Source organism: Tenacibaculum soleae, assembly GCF_001693415.1.
Classification (GTDB): Bacteria; Bacteroidota; Bacteroidia; order Flavobacteriales; family Flavobacteriaceae; genus Polaribacter; species Polaribacter soleae.
Genome location: NZ_MAKX01000002.1, coordinates 408,089 through 425,919 on the forward strand (window position 1 = coordinate 408,089; position 17,831 = coordinate 425,919).

The window sequence follows — 17,831 nt, forward strand, 5'->3', positions numbered from 1 at the left end:
GTAACTGTAACAAACATGGAATACAAGATAAAAGTTCACATAGCGGATGACCATAAAATTTTAATAGATGGAGTTATCGCTTTATTAAATACAGAAGAAGACTTTGAAATAGAAGGTTTTTCTTTAACAGGTAAACAAGTATTAGATTGGTCTAAAAAAAATAGCGCTGATGTTCTAGTTTTAGATATTAATATGCCAGAAATGGATGGAATTGAGGTGTTAAAAACGTTTAAAAAACGTAATATAAACATAAAAACAATCATTTTATCTAGCTTAAGCGACCCTAAATTAGTACAAGAAATAGTACACTTAGGTGCCAATGGTTTTATTGATAAAAGCTGTGCTAGTGACCACATTATAGATGCAGTAAGAAACGTACACAAAGGTAAACAATACTTTAGTGACGATATTAAAACTAGCTTACTTGAACTATATGTTACAGAAGCCACTGTTGAAGAACCTGTTTTAAGTGATTCTGATTTAAATGAAAGAGAAATAGAAGTATTAAAATTAATAGCTTCTGAAAAAAGTTCTACTGAAATAGCAGAAATATTATTAGTAAGTATTAAAACGGTTGAAACATATCGTAAAAGTTTATATAAAAAATTAAAAGTAAAAAATGTAGTAGGTTTAGCGATGTACGCTGTGAAAAATAATATAGTATAGAACCCTTCAAATTGTTTTCTTTAGTACCCCCCTAACAAAGAAAATGTTCCCCCACAATCTATACATTATAAAAAGTACATCGCTAATAACTACAAAGATGTAATAAATTATAACAATGTACTTAGAATAGATAAAATCTCTAATTCCACTAGACTCCTAATGCTTTATCTATTCTAAGTACATTACTATTTTAAACAAACTACACCCTAAATTAAAAACCATGAAAAAACTAGCCCCTTTATTTTTAGCCATTAGTGTAATTTTTGCTTCATGCTCTTCTAACGAAAACGCGATATTAGACAATGGCAATCAAGAAAAACTATTACAATCATACACTTTAAAAAGAGATGCATCAGGTGCCTATTCAATTGATTTTAAAACAACTGAAAACACCGATGTAACCACTATTGAAAATACCGATAAAACAAATGAAATTATTTTATCAGAAGTAAATCATAAAACAGCCTCTAAACACAGTAATAATTTTAGTATTGAAAATGATCAACTAAAAATTGGTTTTTTAGAAGCTAATAGAGGAAAGCGTTCACAAATATTTGTTGAAGATGATAATATTACCTTTGCCAAAGGAGGAGTTACCGAATTTTTAAACTCATATAGTATTACTAAAAATAATGATGGTACTTTTTTACTGAATTTTAAAGTAAATAATAATGTTGCTACAGAGTTTACTTATAATGAAGAATTAGAAACCTATGAAGTACATTTATCAAATGGAGCTGCAAAACAAAAAGAATTTTCTAGAGAACTTAAACTAAACACAAATGATTTTCTTAAATTAGATTTTGTGAATTACAAATACTCTGAAAAAGCTGAGGTGAGTAGCTACAGACCAAGAAAACCAAGAGTTGTAATTTTAAACGGAAGCGATATACTATAAATTATTCTATTCTTTATAAAATGCTTTTTTCTTTAAAAAAAATTAACCTTGTTAAAACCATAGTTATTTGGCTAATCATATTAGCCCCCATATATACTATAGCCAATAATAAATCATTCTCTTTTAAAATCAATCCATTTTTAAAAGAGAATGATTCTATTTTAGAAAAAAGGTACTCAAAAATTTTAAAAAATTTTACAAAAGGTGAGTATGCTACTTCTTTAAAAAATAGTTTTCTTTTGCTAGAAGATAGTAACAAGCAGAAGAACCACAAAACAAAACATTTAATACTAAGGTTAATAGCTGATATTTTTGACAAAACAAAAAAACAACAAAAATCTCTGAACTATTACAAATTATCCTTAAAAGCCCTACAAAAAGAAATTCTTTTTAAGAAAGAAAAAGAATTTAATTCAAATAACAATTCTCTATTTAGTGAAATTTATTTAAGAATTGGAAGTGCTTTTCAAAAAATCCACTTAAACCAAGTAAAAAAGACAACAAATAAATATAAAGATAGCGCAATTACTTATTATGAAAAGCTAGAAAATATTTCTGGTTTAAATAATGATAATCTGAAACATAAAGCTATTTCTTACTCTAATTTATCAGCTATCTATGAACAAGATTCTATTTTTGACAAAGCAGAAACTTATGCTTTAAAAGCTATTCAAACCCATAAACTAAGAAAAAACAAAATAAATCAAGCTAATTCTTTAAATAATTTAGGGAACATCTATTTATCTTCAAAAGAATTTAAACGAGCAAAGAATATTTATAAAAAAGGAATTGAATTAATAAAACATAATGATAGTCCAAAATCAATTAAAGTTAAAGCAAATTTGTACTATAACTTAGCTTGGGCAATGAGAAACTTAAAAGATTATAAAGCTTATGATTTTCAAGAACTATCTTATGAAATTGAAGACTTTCAAAGAGAAAAGGAAATTAGAAGGATCATTGAAGAAGTTACCGTAAAACATAAAGAAAACTTAGCTAAACAAAGAGTAAACTTAGTTGTAGCTAAAAGAAAACTTATTGAAGCAAAAGAAGACAAAACCTCTATACTTTTTGGTACCTTAAGTTTATTGGTTATTATTATTTCTGGTGGAATAATATATAATTACAAACTCCGTCAAAAAAACTTACAATTAAAACTATCAGAAAACAATTTAATACAACAACAAAGTATTGAAAAAATAAAATCTGAGGCGCAAACAAAAATAATAAACGCAACGATAGACGGTAAAGAGTCTGAAAGAAAACAAATTGCAGAAATACTACATGACAATGTTAGCGCTTTATTATCGTCTGCAAACATGCACCTAAGTGCCACTAAAAAACAATTTAATGATAATACCCCGCAAGAAATAGAAAAAACTCAAGCCATAATACTAGAAGCTTCACAAAAGGTTAGAGATTTATCTCATAATCTTATTTCTTCAATATTATTAAAATTTGGTTTAGAATACGCGCTAAAAGATATTGTAAAAAAATATTCTAATAGTCAGTTAAAGTTCAATATTTCTGCTAATAATATTAATAGGTACCATCAAGATTTTGAGATAAAAATATTCAACATCATTCAAGAGCTTACTAACAATATTTTAAAACACAGCAAAGCCTCTGTTGCGCAAATAATTATAACACAAAAAGAACAACAGTTGTCTGTTATTGTTAATGATAATGGAATTGGGTTTTATACTCTTTCTCCTAACACTAAAAATACAGGTATAGGCTTAAATCAAATAGAGGCTAGAGTTCAAATGATGAATGGTAAATTTAATATCGTTTCTGAAAAAAACAAAGGAACAAACGTTTTTATAAATGTTCCAATACAACAACAAAAAAAATTTAACTTATCATCGGTAGGCTAACTCAATTACCTCCATATTTGTTATCGCTCCTTTACTTAACTCAAATCGAAGCATCGTTCTTACTTTATGAAAACCATGTTTTCCTGCTGCTCCTGGATTTAAATGCAATAATTTAAATTTAGTATCATATTGCACCTTTAAAATATGAGAATGTCCGCTAATAAATATTTTTGGTGATTTCTTTTTTAAAACCTCCTTTATTCTAGGTTTATAAGCATTAGGATACCCTCCTATATGTGTAATCCAAACAGAAACCCCTTCGACACAAAACCTTGCGTCTAGCGGATATTCTGCTCTAGCATTAGCATCATCTATGTTTCCATAAACAGCTCGTAAAGGCGTATATTTTTTTATCGTATCTGTAACCTCTAAATCACCAATATCTCCTGCATGCCAAACCTCATCTGCCTGTTTTACAAATTTTAATATTTGATCATCTATATAACTATGCGTATCAGAAAGTAATAATATTTTTTTCATCAATACAAAACTAACAAATAGAATATAAAAAATAGATCCATAATAATAACATCATGGATCTAGGGGGAAATATAATAACAAGGAAAAACTTTATTTCTTATTCTTTTACATGGCAAAAATACTATAAATCAATACATTATCTATTAACCTATGTTTACACTTAAAAAAACAAAGTGAAATTTTATGTAAAAACATTAATTATTATGCGCTTCTATAAAATGAACCTATTATTTTATAATTTAGCTTTTTTAAATTTTATTAATTTTTGAGATATTTTATTGAGTTAGCATACAAAGGAAAAAATTATCATGGTTGGCAAATACAACCTGATGCTATTTCTGTACAAGAAAAAATAAATAAAGCAATCAGTACCGTTTTAAGACAAAACATATCTATTACTGGTGCAGGAAGAACAGACACAGGTGTACATGCCTCTCAAATGTTTGCTCATTTCGATACCAATACTTTTTTAACTGAAAAATTTGCCTTTAGATTAAATGCTCTTTTACCTGATGACATTGTAATATTTAACATTAAATTAGTCCATGATGATGCTCATGCTCGATTTGATGCTAATAGCAGAAGTTATGAGTATAAAATTTGGCTTGGTAGAAACCCGTTTTCATTAGACACTTCTTGGCAATTGTATAATAAAAAATTAAATATAGATTTAATGAATCAAGCAGCTTCTATTTTATACAAACATGAAGATTTTGAATGTTTTTCGAAAGTAAAAACAGGTGTTTATACTTTTAATTGTAGTATAACCAACGCTCAATGGATTGTAAAGGGTAACGAGTTAACGTTTTATATCACAGCTAATCGATTTTTAAGGAACATGGTTAGAGCAATTGTTGGTACACTAATAGATGTCGGACTTGGAAAAACCAGTATCAATGAATTTCAAAATATTATAAAAAGTAAAAACAGAAGCAATGCTGGAACTTCTGCCCCTGCCAAAGGATTATTTTTAACAGCCGTAACTTATGATTATATATAGTGAGTAAAACAACAGGAAACGCATTTGACATTAAAATTTTTGTACGACTTATGAGTTTTGCAAAAAAATACCGTTTACGATTCGGTATCGCAGCTATATCAACCATACTTTTAGCTGCTTTTGCTGTTTTAAGTCCTGTTATTTTAATGACAGCTATTGATGATTTTGTTGCCCATAAAGACTTAACTCGATTACTATATTATACAATAACTATGTTGGTTATTTTAGTAATACAAGTATTATTTCAGTTTAGCTTTATATACTACGCCAATTGGGTTGGCCAACATATTATTAAAGATATTAGAGCCAAAACTTTTCGAAAAATTATGGCATTTAAAATGAGTTATTTCGATAATTCATCTGTTGGAAAATTAGTAACTCGAGTTGTTTCTGACATAGAAACCATAGCTAATTTTTTTACCCAAGGTGTTTTTATGATTATAAGTGATATCTTAAAAATGATTATTGTAATTATTGTAATGTTATACACTAATTGGAAACTAGCTATTATAGCACTTGCAACATTACCTGTTTTAATTTATGCCACTAAAATTTTCCAAATTGCTATAAAATCAACTTTTCAAGATGTACGAAATCAAGTAGCAAATCTTAACGGATTTGTACAAGAAAGAGTAACTGGGATGAAAATTGTACAACTTTTTAATCGTGAAAAAATAGAATACAAAAACTTTGTATCAATTAACGACAAACACAAAAAAGCACACGTAAAAACAGTTTGGTATTACTCTATATTTTTTCCTATTGCCGAAATACTATCCTCTATTGCCATTGGCTTAATTGTATGGTACGGTGGCTTGCAAGTTGTAGAAGATAGTACTATTACTGTTGGTGCTATTATTGGTTTTATCAAAATGTCGCAAATGTTATTTAGACCACTTCGTCAAATTGCAGATAAATTTAACCAACTTCAAATGGGAATTGTAGCAGGAGAACGTGTTTTTAATGTAATTGACACCGAAAGCTCTATTTCAAAAAAAGGAACAATTAACACAAGCTCTTTAAAAGGAAGTATTATTTTTAAAGATGTACACTTTAGTTATATAAAAGATGAAGAAGTTTTAAAAGGCATCAACTTTGAAGTAAACAAAGGAGAAACTATTGCAATTGTTGGTGCCACTGGTGCAGGGAAATCAACCATCATAAATTTAATTAATCGTTTTTATGAAATTGACAGTGGTAGTATTTGTATAGATAATATTGCTATTGAAGATTACGAAATTAATGCGTTACGAAAAAAAGTTGCAGTTGTTTTACAAGATGTTTTTTTATTTTCAGACACCATTTTTAATAATATAACTCTAAAAAACAACAACATTTCTTTAGACGAAGTTAAACTAGCAGCTAAACAAATTGGTATTCATGAGTTTATTATGAACCTACCTAACAACTATCATTATAACGTTAAAGAACGTGGTGGTATGCTTTCATCTGGACAGCGACAATTAATCGCTTTTCTACGTGCTTATGTTAGCAAACCGAGTATTTTAATTTTAGATGAAGCAACCTCATCTGTAGACACTCACTCTGAACAGATGATTCAGTATGCCACAGACAGAATTACTAAAAACAGAACTTCAATAGTAATTGCGCATCGACTAGCTACAATTAAAAAAGCTGATACCATTATTGTCATGGATAAAGGAAACATTGTTGAACAAGGAAATCACAATAAACTTTTAAAGAAAAACAACGGTTATTATAAAAATTTATACGAAAAGCAATTTAGTTCTGAAATTAGCTCTTAAATTATTTGTTTAGGTCACTCAAAATGATACTTTTGTAGTTATCAATCAAAAATTAAAAATTTTAAAAAAATGAAAAAAGTAATTTTAACTATGTGTGTTGCTGGTGCCCTATTAGCAACTTCTTGTAAAAACGCTAAAGAAGAAACTAAAGACGCTACTGTTGAAGCTGTTGAAACGGCAACTGACAAAGCTGAAGAAGCTACAACTAAAGCTGTTGAAACAACTGAAGCTGCTGCCAAAGAAGCTACTGAAGCTGTTAAATCTGCACTTGAAGGTGTTACTATCCCAGAATTTAAAGACCCTAAAGTTGGAGAGTACTTAAAGTCTTACTCTGAATACGCTAAAGCCTATATCGATGCTAAAGGTGATGTTTTAAAGAACACTGAATTAGCAACTAAAGCTACTGAATTAGCAACTAAAGCTGGTGAAATCACTGGTTCTTTAGATGCTGAAGCTGCTGTAAAATTTAGCGAAGTAATGACTGCTATCCAATCTAAAATGGCTCCAGCTAAATAATTTTAGCTTTATAAAATTAAAAAGCTCGCAATTGCGAGCTTTTTTTATGCTGTTAAATCTTTTTGCAATTTCACAAATAAGTCATCTGGTGTTTTATACAATACAAATTCACCATTATTTATGTATGATATCTCTCCTGTTTCTTCTGAAACCAATAAACAAATAGCATCCGTTTTTTCTGTAACACCAATTGCAGCTCTATGTCTTAATCCAAAACGAGCCGGTATTTTTGTACTATCAGAAACAGGCAAAACTACACGAGTAGCGATTATAAAATTGTCACGAATAACTGTTGCCCCATCATGTAAAGGACTATTCTTATAAAAAATACTTTCTAAAATAGCTTCATTTACCAAAGCATTCATTTTATCTCCAGTATTAATTAAAAAATCTAAATTATTTGTTTTTTCAATTACCAACAAAGCGCCTGTTCTGGTTTTAGACATACTCCTACAAGCTTTTAAAATTGTTTCAACATCAACTTCTGAATTAGCTTCTGTTTTCATAAAATTTAATTGATTTAAAAAACCTCTTTTTGTTGAAAAATTAGTAGTACCTATCATCAATAAAAATTTTCTAATTTCTTGCTGAAAAACAATAATTAACGCAATAACTCCACCGGAAAGCAAATACCCTAAAATACCACTTAACATTTCCATATGAAGTGCTTGGGTTATTTTCCAAATTAAAAAAATTAGTGTAATTCCTATAACAATATTAATAGCAACAGTACCTTTTAATAGCTTATATATGTAATATAACAAAACAGCTACTAAAATAATATCAAGTACATCTAGAAACGAAAAATCAATAAAATCTAAATTCATTAATTACTTTTAGAGTTTTAGTAAATGTAATCATTTTATCGTAATTGTGCTACAATCTTAACTGCTTCGACCGCCTCCTTTACATCATGAACCCTTAAAATATTAGTCCCATTTAACAATGCAACTGTGTTAGCAACTGTAGTTGCATTTAAAGCTTTTTGAGGAGTAATGTCAAGTAAATTATATAACATTGATTTTCTAGAAACGCCTGTTAAAATTGGTAACTCTAAATTTTTAAATAACGACAACTTATTTAACAACTCGAAATTATGCACTCCTGTTTTACCAAACCCAAAACCAACATCAATAATAACATCGTTTACTTTTAACTGGCGTAATTTTAGCAATTGCGCGGCAAAAAACGAAGTAACCTCAGTTACAATATCTTTATAAACAGGATTTGTTTGCATGTTTTGAGGAACACCTTGCATGTGCATCATAATATATGGCACCTGTAATTTTGCCACAACGTCAAACATTTCTTCATCCATATTTCCACCAGAAATATCGTTAACCAACGCCGCCCCTGCATTGATAGCCTTGTTTGCAACATTGCTTCGAAATGAATCTACCGAAATAATAATTTCAGGAAAATGCTTTATCAATAATTCAATTACTGGTATAATCCTTTGTATTTCTTTTTCTTCTAAAACATTTTCTGCTCCTGGTCTTGATGAATACGCTCCAACATCAATAAATGTAGCTCCTTCATTTAACATTTTTTCAGCTTGAGTAAGAATAGTCTTCTCGTCCTTATACTTTCCTCCATCAAAAAAAGAATCTGGAGTTATATTTAAAATCCCCATTACTTTTGGTGAGGTCAGGTCGATTAATGTTCCTTTGCAATTAATTGTCATTATCATAAATTTCTAAGTAAAAATAAATGAAAAGCTTTTAATATTTACTATTTTTGATGGATTACTTTTAAATAAAAAAGATGCAAAACACATCCAAACAATATGATGTAGTAGTAGAAGAATGTAGTAGTTTGTTTATAAAAAAGATGAGCGACTACGGTAGTGCATGGCGAATTTTAAGGCTTCCATCACTAACCGATCAAATTTTTATAAAAGCACAACGCATCCGTCAGTTACAAGAAAACACAGAACGTATGGTTGATGAAGGCGAAAAATCAGAGTTTATTGGTATAATTAACTATTCAATAATGGCTTTAATTCAATTAGAATTAGGAGTTGCTGACCAACCAGATTTGAATACAGCAGAAGCCACTTCTTTATATAATAAACATATAAAAATAACCAAAGAGCTGATGCTAAATAAAAACCACGATTATGGTGAAGCTTGGAGAGATATGAGAATCTCATCATTAACCGATTTAATTTTACAAAAGTTACTTCGCGTAAAACAAATTGAAGATAATCATGGAAAAACTTTGGTATCTGAAGGAATTGATGCAAATTACCAAGATATGATTAATTATGCTATTTTTGCTTTAATTCATCACTCAGAATTAGACAGTTAACCTTAAACCCCAAAAAATGATTTTAAAACTTTTAACGCACATTTCAAGAGTATTAGTTGGACTTTTATTTATCTATTCAGGATTTGTAAAACTCGTAGACCCTATTGGATCACAATATAAATTTCAAGAATATTTTAGTGAGGGCGTATTAAATATGGAGTTTTTAATCCCATACACACTACCTTTTGCTATACTTTTAATTATATCTGAATTAGTTTTCGGTGTAATGCTTTTGGTTGGATACAAACCCAAACTTACCGTATGGAGTATTTTTAGTCTTAACTTAGTATTCTTATTTTTAACCTGGTACTCATACACTTATAACAAAGTTACAGACTGTGGATGTTTTGGTGATGCTTTAAAACTTACACCTAAAGAAACTTTCTATAAAAATGTGGTATTTATGGTTTTTATAGTAATTCTAATTTTCGGTTTAAAACACATCAAACCTTTACTTTCTGAAAAACTTGGTGCTATAAAAACATACGGAACCATATTAGTTTCATTATTTATTACTTATTATGTATTAAATCATTTACCGATTATTGATTTTAGAGCATACTCAATAGGAACTGATATTGCTGAAGGAATGAAATACCAAGAAGATAGTGATGAAGTCCCTCCTATTCATGATTTTATGATTGAAACAGATGAAAACGGAGACCAATTAGAAAACATGCTTGCTAAAGACAAAGCAATGCTTGTTATCATGTACAATTTTGATAAAACAGAAAAAGAAGGTATTGCTGCAATTTCTAAAACCGCTGCAAATGCCAAAGCAAAAGGGTACGAAATTTATGTTTTAACAGCTTCTTACATTGAAGATTTAGCGGCAACTCAAAAAGAATTCAACCTACCATATACCTTTGGTTTTTGTGACGAAACTGCTTTAAAAACTGTTATTAGAGCAAATCCGGGAATTGTTACGGTTGAAAAAGGAATTATCGTAGGCAAATGGAATTGGACAGATGCCGAAGACGTTATTTTAAAATAACCTCGCTTTATAATATTCACACAATAAAACCTCACATAATTGTGAGGTTTTATTATTTTAGCAAAGACATGAAACAACTATTACTCGTTTTTATTGGTGGCGGTTTTGGAAGCATTTTAAGATTCTTAATAGGAAAAACTTTAAACAACACGCAAACAGGAATTCCATACGGAACTTTTACCGCAAATATTTTCGGAAGCTTGCTTATTGGTATCATTTTAGGTTTAGCTGCCAAAAACGAAGCCTTGTCTCAAAATAACACATTACTACTCGCAACAGGTTTTTGTGGCGGATTTACCACATTTTCAACCTTCGCTTATGAAAATCATATATTTTTAAAATCTGGAGATTTCACTTCGTTTGCCCTATATACAATCGCAAGTTTTGTTCTCGGTTTTTTAGCTGTTTTTATCGGAATATACCTTATCAAATTTATTTAAATCATGAACAAATTAGTACAATATACATCAAAAGATAACTACGCAATCATTACCCTTTTTAACGGTAAAGTAAATGCAATTTCACACGAAGTAATAGACACCTTAAACTCTTTATTAGATAAAGCTGAGCAAGAGAAAAAAACAGTAATCTTAACTGGTCAATCAGGAATGTTTTCTGCTGGTTATGATTTAAAAAGCATGACTGCATCACCTGAATCTGCTTTAGAGTTAGTTACCAAAGGGTCAAAACTATCACACAGAATGTTATCTTTTCCTTTTCCAATTATTATTGCTTGTTCTGGACACGCAATTGCTAAAGGAGCTTTTTTGTTGCTTTCAGCAGATTACAGATTGGGTACCGAAGGTAATTTTAAAATAGGATTAAACGAAGTGATGATTGGAATGACCATGCACAATGCTGGTATTGAAATAGCCAAAGCCCGTTTAACTCCTGTTTATTTTGAACGAAGTGTAAACAATTCTGAAATTTACAACCCAAAAGATGCTATTACCGCAGGGTTTTTAGACAAAATTGTTCCAGAAAACCATCTATTACCAACGGCTATTAAAATTGCCGAAATGTTTTCTTCTTTAAATCCCAAAGCACATGCTGCAACCAAATTAAAAGTTAGAAAAAATTATTTAACTTCATTAAAAGAAGCTATTCAACAAGACCTTATAGAGGGATTACATCCTCCTATTAAATAAAAAAAGCCTGCTAATTGCAGGCTTTTTTTATTATTTTTTATATGCCATTACTCCCGCCTCAACTTCTATATCTAAATAATTATCTCGCGGTGTAATAGGACAAGAATACCGATCACTATAAGCACAATAAGGGTTATAAGCTTTATTAAAATCGATTACAATAGTTTCTGCTTTACTTTCATCAGTAGTCAATACATCAATAAAACGACCTCCTTCATAAGATGTTTTTCCATTTGTTTTATCAAAAAAAGGTAAAAACAAATTGTTTTCATAAGTCAATTCTGGGTTCACATCTTTATAAATAGACAACTCAAAACTTTGTTTATCTATCGTAAAAGAAATCACCCCATATTTTTTGTAAATCGCAATCCTATCAGTTGTCGTTGGAAAATTAAATGTAGGCGCATCAGGGGTTTTTACAATTTTTGCTGTTACCTTATATTTATCATCAATCTTAAAAAAAGATAATCCTTTAAAATTTTTCAAATCTTTTTTTGTTAAAGGAGATTTGGAAGCGTCTTTAAAATCTGCATTCATTTCCCTTTGAAAAAGGGATTCCCCTGCAACCTTTCTTTTTGCGTCATTACTACATGATTGAATAACAGCTATAATAATTATGATAAAAATTCTCTTCATCTAATAAAATAATACTTTTACCTTTTTAAAAGGTGCTTACCTCTATAATTCCTCGCATCAAAAATACTTTATTCTTAATAATTTTACCTTATCAAATATTACATTATTAGTAAAAACAATGTTATTTGTTAAAATTATATTAAGAAATTTGAAATATTCACAAAAAATTATTACATTTAACTTAATAGATTATAACTATAGTTGATAAAAAAGTAAATTTTAACACTAATTTACCATATAAAGAAAAATTATAAATAAATAAAACAAATTGATTGTTTTATTATAGGTTAACAAAAAGATTAATATATATTTGCTGCCCATTTATTTTATAATTTAACTGTTTCTTACGCAAGACGCAAGAATCAATTAAACGTAATCTAAAAGATAATTTAATTAAATATAAGTAGGTATTTTATGAATTCAGAATTAATTAGTAAAGCAGACGAATTTGAGCACAGGAAATTCAAGTTTATTACTACTAGTGATAGAATATTAGCTTCAAGAGAGGTAAAATCTTTAATCCTAGAGATAAACGAAGTATATAAAGAAACTAAAGATAGCGAATTAATGGACGCTATGAAACGATTAACAGTTGTAAAACAACGAATCGAAAAAAGATTAAAAGGAAAACCTTTGACTGCTTAAGTATAAGGTACAATAAATAATATTTTTGTTCGTTTACAATTAAAGTTACAGAATAGTTTATACTATTCGAACACTATTTATTCTTGATAAAAGTTCTAGCATAACGCTAGAACTTTTTCTTTTTCAACTTTATTTTCTACAAACTGACCATTTGCACTCTCTAAAACATGATTTTTTTCATAAAAAAAAACACTCAGCCTCTTCAAAAAACACGCTATTTTAACAAACCTATAAAAATATAAAATATTTTACCTCTCTAAAAACACCCCTATACCTATACAAATCAAACAATTAACAAAACCCTCAAAAATAAGCTGTAATTTTAATTCAAAAAAAACTTGCCACATTCAAAAAAGCTTGTATATTTGCATCGCTTTAAAAAAGCAAAAAGCCGATGTAGCTCAGCTGGCTAGAGCAGCTGATTTGTAATCAGCAGGTCGGAGGTTCGAGTCCTCTCATCGGCTCAAAAATAAAAAGCGCTAACTCAAGTTAGCGCTTTTTTTATGCGCATATTTTCCTAAATTTGCCTTGTAACTCATCTTTAACATAATTTAATGAAAAATATATTTGTAATCGGTATTGCTGGCGGAACTGGAAGTGGGAAAACAACCGTAGTAAATCAAATAATAAATGAACTCCCTCAAGATGAAGTTTGCGTAATCTCTCAAGACTCTTACTATAATCAAACCGATAATTTAAACTACGAGCAGCGTACTAAAATAAACTTTGACCATCCAAGAGCTATCGACTTTGAATTATTAGTAAAGCATTTAAGTGATTTAAAAAGCGGTAAAATAATAGAGCAACCTATTTATTCTTTTGTAGCTCATAACAGAACGAAAGACACCATAAAAACACACCCTAGAAAAGTTATTATTATTGAAGGTATCTTAATCTTTAACAGTAAAGAGTTAAGAAATCTTTGTGATATTAAAGTGTTTGTACATGCAGATGCGGATGAACGACTAATAAGGAGGGTACGCAGAGATATTAAAGAAAGAGGTAGAGATATTGATGAAGTTTTAAGCAGATATCAAAACACCCTAAAACCAATGCACCAACAATTTATTGAACCCACAAAAAATTATGCCGACATTATTATACCTAACGATAAACACAACACTGTAGCCATAGATATTGTTAGAACCGTAATTAGCGACCGTTTATAATTATGAATTTAAAATCAATAAAAAACAAACCTTCTTTTAAAATAGCAACCAACATTTATGTTGTTATTTTAACCGTATTCGTTATTTGGATGCTTTTTTTTGATGAAAATTCGTACCTTACCCATAGAGAGTTCAATAAGGAAATAGACGAATTAGAAGTTTGGATCGATTATCACAAAAACAAAATTGATAAAGACAAAAAAACAATTAAAAAGTTACAAGACTCTCTTCAGTTAGAGCGCTATGCTCGTGAAAAGTATTTCATGAAAAAAAAAGATGAAGATATTTATATTATCGAATTTGACACCATACATAAATAATGAGCACATACTTATTTAATGATTTCAAAGAAACAACGGCTGCTGAATGGAAACAAAAAATTCAGGTAGATCTTAAAGGCGCAGATTACAATAGCACTCTTTTATGGAAAACAGATGAAGGCATTACCGTAAAACCTTTTTACACAAAAGAAGACCGCACGCAATTAAAAATAAAAACACCTAAAAAAGGATTTACGATTTGCCAATCTATCTATGTTGAAAACGAAGAAAAGGCAAACTTATTTGCAATCGATTCTTTAAAAAGAGGTGCAAAATCAATTGAATTTAAAGTAAAAAGCAAATTCAACTACAAGGTTCTTTTAAATAATTTAGATTTAAAAAACACTTTACTTTACTTTAATTTAAAATTTTTAGATTCAAAATTTACTATTGACCTATCTAACTTCATAAACTCAAAAAACTGCTATTTTAACATTGATATTTTAGGCAATTTAGTCAATACTGGTAATTGGTTTAGTAACTTAAAAAACGACCACGAAGAATTAAAAAAAATTATCAACACTACAGATAACTCAATTTGCGTTAACACTTCTGTATATCAAAACGCAGGAGCCAATAACACACAGCAATTAGCTTATGCTCTTGCACATGCAAATGAATATTTAAATCATTTTGGAAGTGAAACAGCACCTAAAATTCACTTTAATTTTTCTGTAGGAAGCAATTATTTTTTTGAAATAGCAAAACTAAGAGCTTTTAGACTTTTATGGCAATCTCTTTTAACAGAATATGAAGTAAAAGATAATACAACACACATATTTACACAACCAAGCTTACGAAACAAAACATTATATGACTATAATGTAAACATGTTACGAACAACATCAGAATGTATGAGCGCTGTTTTAGGCGGAGCTGATACTGTTAGTAATATTTCTTATGATGATATTTTTCACACTTCAAATGAGTTTGGTGAGCGCATTTCAAGAAATCAATTACTAATCCTACAACAAGAAAGTGAATTATCGGAAGCTCAAAACTTTGCTGACGGAGCCTATTATATCGAGTCAATTACACAACAACTAGCTCAAAATGCCTTAGAAATTTTTAAATCTATCGAAAAAGGTGGCGGGTTTTTAAAACAATTGAAAGAAGGTATTATTCAACGAAAAATCAAAGAAGCAGCTGAAAAAGAACAAAAAAAGTTTGATAACGGCGAAATCGTTTTACTAGGAACCAACAAACTACAAAACGATAAAGATACGATTAAGAATGATTTAGAAATTTTCCCATTCGTAAATATCAGAACAGAAAAAACACTCATACAACCAATCATTCAAAAACGATTAGCTGAAAAGCTTGAACAAGAACGCTTAGAAAATGAGTAGAAAAGATCTTTCCAACATACAATTAAGTCAAAATAAAAAATCAACAGTTAACAATAAACAACATGAAGATTTTATTGCAGGAATTGCGCCAAATTTACGCGGACCTTACTCAACAATGTATGTTCGTAGACCTTGGACAATTCGTCAATATGCAGGATTTTCAACAGCTGAAGAAAGTAATGCTTTTTATAGAAGAAATTTAGCTGCTGGCCAAAAAGGACTTTCTGTTGCTTTTGATTTAGCAACACATCGTGGTTATGATTCTGATCATAAACGTGTGCAAGGAGATGTTGGTAAAGCTGGCGTAGCAATTGACTCGGTTGAGGATATGAAAATATTGTTCGATCAAATTCCACTAGATAAAATGTCGGTTTCAATGACTATGAACGGAGCCGTTTTACCAATTCTTGCTTTTTATATTGTTGCCGCCCAAGAACAAGGCGTTGCCCCTGAATTACTTTCAGGAACCATTCAAAACGATATATTAAAAGAATTTATGGTGCGTAACACCTATATTTACCCACCTACTCCATCAATGAAAATTATTGCGGATATTTTTAAATACACTTCTGAAAATATGCCAAAATTTAATTCAATTTCAATTTCTGGTTACCATATGCAAGAAGCTGGTGCTACAGCCGAAATTGAATTAGCATACACTTTAGCTGATGGGTTAGATTATATTAAAAAAGGATTAGAAGCAGGAATGGATATTGACACTTTTGCACCTAGACTTTCATTTTTCTGGGCAATTGGAATGGATCATTTTATGGAAATAGCCAAAATGAGAGCAGCAAGAATGTTGTGGGCAAAAATTGTAAAACAATTCAATCCTAAAAACCCAAAATCGTTAGCCTTACGAACACACTGTCAAACAAGCGGATGGTCTTTAACAGAACAAGATCCGTTTAACAATGTAGCTCGCACAACAATCGAAGCTATGGCAGCCGCTTTTGGAGGAACCCAAAGTTTACACACCAATGCTTTAGACGAAGCGATAGCTTTACCTACTGATTTTTCAGCACGTATTGCTCGTAACACTCAAATATATTTACAAGAAGAAACGCATATTACAAAAACCGTTGATCCATGGGCAGGAAGCTACCATGTAGAACAACTTACCGAAGATATTACCAACAAAGCTTGGGAATTAATTAAAGAAGTTGATGAATTAGGCGGAATGACCAAAGCCATTGAAAAAGGTATACCCAAAATGCGTATTGAAGAAGCTGCTGCTAAAAAACAAGCTAAAATTGACAGCGGACAAGATGTAATTGTTGGCGTAAATAAATATCAATTAACAAAAGAAGATCCTTTACATATTCTTGAAGTTGACAACGAAGCTGTTCGACTATCACAAATTGAAAGATTAAATGATATAAAAGCTAAGAGAAACCAAGAAAAAGTTACAAACGCTTTAGCCGAGTTAACTAAATGTGCAAAAACCAATAACGGCAATCTATTAGCTTTAGCAGTAGAAGCCGCTAAAAACAGAGCTACTTTAGGTGAAATATCTGATGCTTTAGAAAATGTTTTTGGCAGACATAAAGCAGTTCACAAAACCATATCTGGCGTGTATAGTAAAGAAATAAAAGATGACAAATTATTTAAAAAAGCAATCGAATATGCAAATAAATTTGCCAAATTAGAAGGGCGTAGACCAAGAATAATGATTGCGAAACTAGGGCAAGACGGCCACGACAGAGGCGCTAAAGTTGTTGCTACTGGTTATGCTGACTTAGGTTTTGACGTAGACATAGGCCCTTTATTTCAAACACCACAAGAAGCCACCAAACAAGCTATTGAAAATGATGTTCATATTTTAGGAATTTCATCATTAGCTGCAGGTCACAAAACTTTAGTTCCTCAAGTAATTGGCGAATTAAAAAAATACGGTAGAGAAGATATTATGGTTATTGTGGGTGGAGTAATACCGGCTCAAGATTACCAATATCTATTTGACGCAGGAGCCGTAGGTGTTTTTGGCCCTGGAACAAAAATTGCACAAGCCGCCATTGACATGCTAACTATTTTAATTGATAGTACAGAAGAATAAA

General features: G+C 30.0%; 19 protein-coding genes and 1 tRNA gene. 16 read left to right on the plus strand and 4 right to left on the minus strand.

The annotated features are described in order from the left end of the window. Positions 1-15: 15 nt before the first annotated feature. The 3 genes from BA195_RS09140 to BA195_RS09150 all read left to right on the plus strand — a co-directional run bounded on the left by BA195_RS09140 (position 16) and on the right by BA195_RS09150 (position 3,441). Positions 16-666, plus strand: coding sequence for a response regulator transcription factor (locus BA195_RS09140; RefSeq protein ID WP_068704674.1), 651 nt, complete (start codon positions 16-18; stop codon positions 664-666). Between the two features lie 220 nt (positions 667-886). Continuing rightward, a complete protein-coding gene (locus BA195_RS09145) occupies positions 887-1,564 on the plus strand; it encodes a hypothetical protein (protein ID WP_068704676.1) in 678 nt (225 codons plus the stop codon). 20 nt (positions 1,565-1,584) lie between these two features. Next, on the plus strand, positions 1,585-3,441 hold the full coding sequence (locus BA195_RS09150; protein WP_084443147.1) for a tetratricopeptide repeat-containing sensor histidine kinase: 1,857 nt from the start codon (positions 1,585-1,587) through the stop codon (positions 3,439-3,441). On the opposite strand, the gene BA195_RS09155 is transcribed toward BA195_RS09150, so the two are convergent. Beyond that, a complete protein-coding gene (locus tag BA195_RS09155; protein ID WP_068704678.1) occupies positions 3,427-3,921 on the minus strand; it encodes a metallophosphoesterase family protein in 495 nt (164 codons plus the stop codon). The two genes, BA195_RS09150 and BA195_RS09155, sit on opposite strands and share 15 nt — an antisense overlap. A 265-nt stretch (positions 3,922-4,186) precedes the next feature. On the opposite strand from BA195_RS09155, the gene truA reads away from it, so the two are divergent. The 3 genes from truA (at position 4,187) to BA195_RS09170 (ending at position 7,203) form a co-directional block, all read left to right on the plus strand. Beyond that, positions 4,187-4,921: a tRNA pseudouridine(38-40) synthase TruA gene (truA, locus tag BA195_RS09160; RefSeq protein ID WP_068704680.1), complete on the plus strand. Its 735-nt coding sequence runs from the start codon at positions 4,187-4,189 to the stop codon at positions 4,919-4,921. Positions 4,922-4,971: 50 nt separating this feature from the next. Beyond that, positions 4,972-6,687, plus strand: coding sequence for an ABC transporter ATP-binding protein (locus tag BA195_RS09165; RefSeq protein ID WP_245662338.1), 1,716 nt, complete (start codon positions 4,972-4,974; stop codon positions 6,685-6,687). A gap of 69 nt (positions 6,688-6,756) precedes the next feature. Beyond that, positions 6,757-7,203, plus strand: coding sequence for a hypothetical protein (locus BA195_RS09170; protein ID WP_068704684.1), 447 nt, complete (start codon positions 6,757-6,759; stop codon positions 7,201-7,203). 44 nt (positions 7,204-7,247) lie between these two features. Here the strand turns inward: BA195_RS09170 and cdaA are convergent, their stop codons facing one another. Together cdaA and folP are read right to left on the minus strand one after the other, a co-directional pair. Next, a complete protein-coding gene (cdaA, locus tag BA195_RS09175; RefSeq protein ID WP_068704686.1) occupies positions 7,248-8,030 on the minus strand; it encodes a diadenylate cyclase CdaA in 783 nt (260 codons plus the stop codon). A gap of 35 nt (positions 8,031-8,065) precedes the next feature. Then, on the minus strand, positions 8,066-8,887 hold the full coding sequence (folP, locus tag BA195_RS09180; protein WP_068704688.1) for a dihydropteroate synthase: 822 nt from the start codon (positions 8,885-8,887) through the stop codon (positions 8,066-8,068). 80 nt (positions 8,888-8,967) lie between these two features. Between folP and BA195_RS09185 the strand changes: the two genes are divergently transcribed. The 4 genes from BA195_RS09185 to BA195_RS09200 all read left to right on the plus strand — a co-directional run bounded on the left by BA195_RS09185 (position 8,968) and on the right by BA195_RS09200 (position 11,655). Continuing rightward, positions 8,968-9,513 carry a DUF1599 domain-containing protein gene (locus tag BA195_RS09185; protein ID WP_068704690.1) on the plus strand — a complete coding sequence of 182 codons (546 nt, stop codon included), beginning with the start codon at positions 8,968-8,970 and terminating at the stop codon, positions 9,511-9,513. Between the two features lie 16 nt (positions 9,514-9,529). After that, positions 9,530-10,507 carry a DoxX family protein gene (locus BA195_RS09190; RefSeq protein ID WP_068704692.1) on the plus strand — a complete coding sequence of 326 codons (978 nt, stop codon included), beginning with the start codon at positions 9,530-9,532 and terminating at the stop codon, positions 10,505-10,507. A gap of 68 nt (positions 10,508-10,575) precedes the next feature. Next, on the plus strand, positions 10,576-10,947 hold the full coding sequence (gene crcB, locus BA195_RS09195; RefSeq protein WP_068704694.1) for a fluoride efflux transporter CrcB: 372 nt from the start codon (positions 10,576-10,578) through the stop codon (positions 10,945-10,947). 3 nt (positions 10,948-10,950) lie between these two features. Continuing rightward, the gene (locus tag BA195_RS09200; protein WP_068704696.1) at positions 10,951-11,655 is read left to right on the plus strand and encodes a crotonase/enoyl-CoA hydratase family protein; all 705 of its coding nucleotides are present in this window, start codon (positions 10,951-10,953) and stop codon (positions 11,653-11,655) included. Between the two features lie 30 nt (positions 11,656-11,685). On the opposite strand, the gene BA195_RS09205 is transcribed toward BA195_RS09200, so the two are convergent. Next, the gene (locus tag BA195_RS09205; protein ID WP_068704698.1) at positions 11,686-12,291 is read right to left on the minus strand and encodes a DUF1684 domain-containing protein; all 606 of its coding nucleotides are present in this window, start codon (positions 12,289-12,291) and stop codon (positions 11,686-11,688) included. Positions 12,292-12,705: 414 nt separating this feature from the next. Between BA195_RS09205 and BA195_RS09210 the strand changes: the two genes are divergently transcribed. The 6 genes from BA195_RS09210 (at position 12,706) to scpA (ending at position 17,830) form a co-directional block, all read left to right on the plus strand. Further along, a complete protein-coding gene (locus BA195_RS09210; RefSeq protein ID WP_068704700.1) occupies positions 12,706-12,936 on the plus strand; it encodes a hypothetical protein in 231 nt (76 codons plus the stop codon). A gap of 390 nt (positions 12,937-13,326) precedes the next feature. Beyond that, positions 13,327-13,400: transfer RNA gene (locus BA195_RS09215), tRNA-Thr, on the plus strand. A gap of 99 nt (positions 13,401-13,499) precedes the next feature. Further along, positions 13,500-14,105 carry a uridine kinase gene (gene udk, locus BA195_RS09220; protein WP_068704841.1) on the plus strand — a complete coding sequence of 202 codons (606 nt, stop codon included), beginning with the start codon at positions 13,500-13,502 and terminating at the stop codon, positions 14,103-14,105. A 2-nt stretch (positions 14,106-14,107) separates the two neighbouring features. Continuing rightward, a complete protein-coding gene (locus tag BA195_RS09225; protein WP_068704702.1) occupies positions 14,108-14,425 on the plus strand; it encodes an FtsB family cell division protein in 318 nt (105 codons plus the stop codon). Continuing rightward, on the plus strand, positions 14,425-15,774 hold the full coding sequence (locus BA195_RS09230; protein ID WP_068704704.1) for a methylmalonyl-CoA mutase subunit beta: 1,350 nt from the start codon (positions 14,425-14,427) through the stop codon (positions 15,772-15,774). Before BA195_RS09225 ends, BA195_RS09230 begins: the two co-directional genes overlap by 1 nt. Next, on the plus strand, positions 15,767-17,830 hold the full coding sequence (gene scpA / locus BA195_RS09235; protein WP_068704705.1) for a methylmalonyl-CoA mutase: 2,064 nt from the start codon (positions 15,767-15,769) through the stop codon (positions 17,828-17,830). The genes BA195_RS09230 and scpA overlap by 8 nt, the downstream gene beginning before the upstream one ends. Position 17,831: the final 1 nt, after the last annotated feature.

Coding starts and splice junctions, on each gene's coding strand:
- folP (WP_068704688.1), bottom strand. CDS start 8,887: ATGACAATTAATTGCAAAGGAACATTAATCGACCTGACCTCACCAAAA.
- BA195_RS09230 (WP_068704704.1), top strand. CDS start 14,425: ATGAGCACATACTTATTTAATGATTTCAAAGAAACAACGGCTGCTGAA.
- BA195_RS09150 (WP_084443147.1), top strand. CDS start 1,585: ATGCTTTTTTCTTTAAAAAAAATTAACCTTGTTAAAACCATAGTTATT.
- BA195_RS09140 (WP_068704674.1), top strand. CDS start 16: ATGGAATACAAGATAAAAGTTCACATAGCGGATGACCATAAAATTTTA.
- BA195_RS09200 (WP_068704696.1), top strand. CDS start 10,951: ATGAACAAATTAGTACAATATACATCAAAAGATAACTACGCAATCATT.
- BA195_RS09205 (WP_068704698.1), bottom strand. CDS start 12,291: ATGAAGAGAATTTTTATCATAATTATTATAGCTGTTATTCAATCATGT.
- BA195_RS09190 (WP_068704692.1), top strand. CDS start 9,530: ATGATTTTAAAACTTTTAACGCACATTTCAAGAGTATTAGTTGGACTT.
- BA195_RS09155 (WP_068704678.1), bottom strand. CDS start 3,921: ATGAAAAAAATATTATTACTTTCTGATACGCATAGTTATATAGATGAT.
- cdaA (WP_068704686.1), bottom strand. CDS start 8,030: ATGAATTTAGATTTTATTGATTTTTCGTTTCTAGATGTACTTGATATT.
- scpA (WP_068704705.1), top strand. CDS start 15,767: ATGAGTAGAAAAGATCTTTCCAACATACAATTAAGTCAAAATAAAAAA.
- BA195_RS09225 (WP_068704702.1), top strand. CDS start 14,108: ATGAATTTAAAATCAATAAAAAACAAACCTTCTTTTAAAATAGCAACC.
- crcB (WP_068704694.1), top strand. CDS start 10,576: ATGAAACAACTATTACTCGTTTTTATTGGTGGCGGTTTTGGAAGCATT.
- BA195_RS09165 (WP_245662338.1), top strand. CDS start 4,972: ATGAGTTTTGCAAAAAAATACCGTTTACGATTCGGTATCGCAGCTATA.
- BA195_RS09170 (WP_068704684.1), top strand. CDS start 6,757: ATGAAAAAAGTAATTTTAACTATGTGTGTTGCTGGTGCCCTATTAGCA.
- BA195_RS09145 (WP_068704676.1), top strand. CDS start 887: ATGAAAAAACTAGCCCCTTTATTTTTAGCCATTAGTGTAATTTTTGCT.
- BA195_RS09210 (WP_068704700.1), top strand. CDS start 12,706: ATGAATTCAGAATTAATTAGTAAAGCAGACGAATTTGAGCACAGGAAA.
- BA195_RS09185 (WP_068704690.1), top strand. CDS start 8,968: ATGCAAAACACATCCAAACAATATGATGTAGTAGTAGAAGAATGTAGT.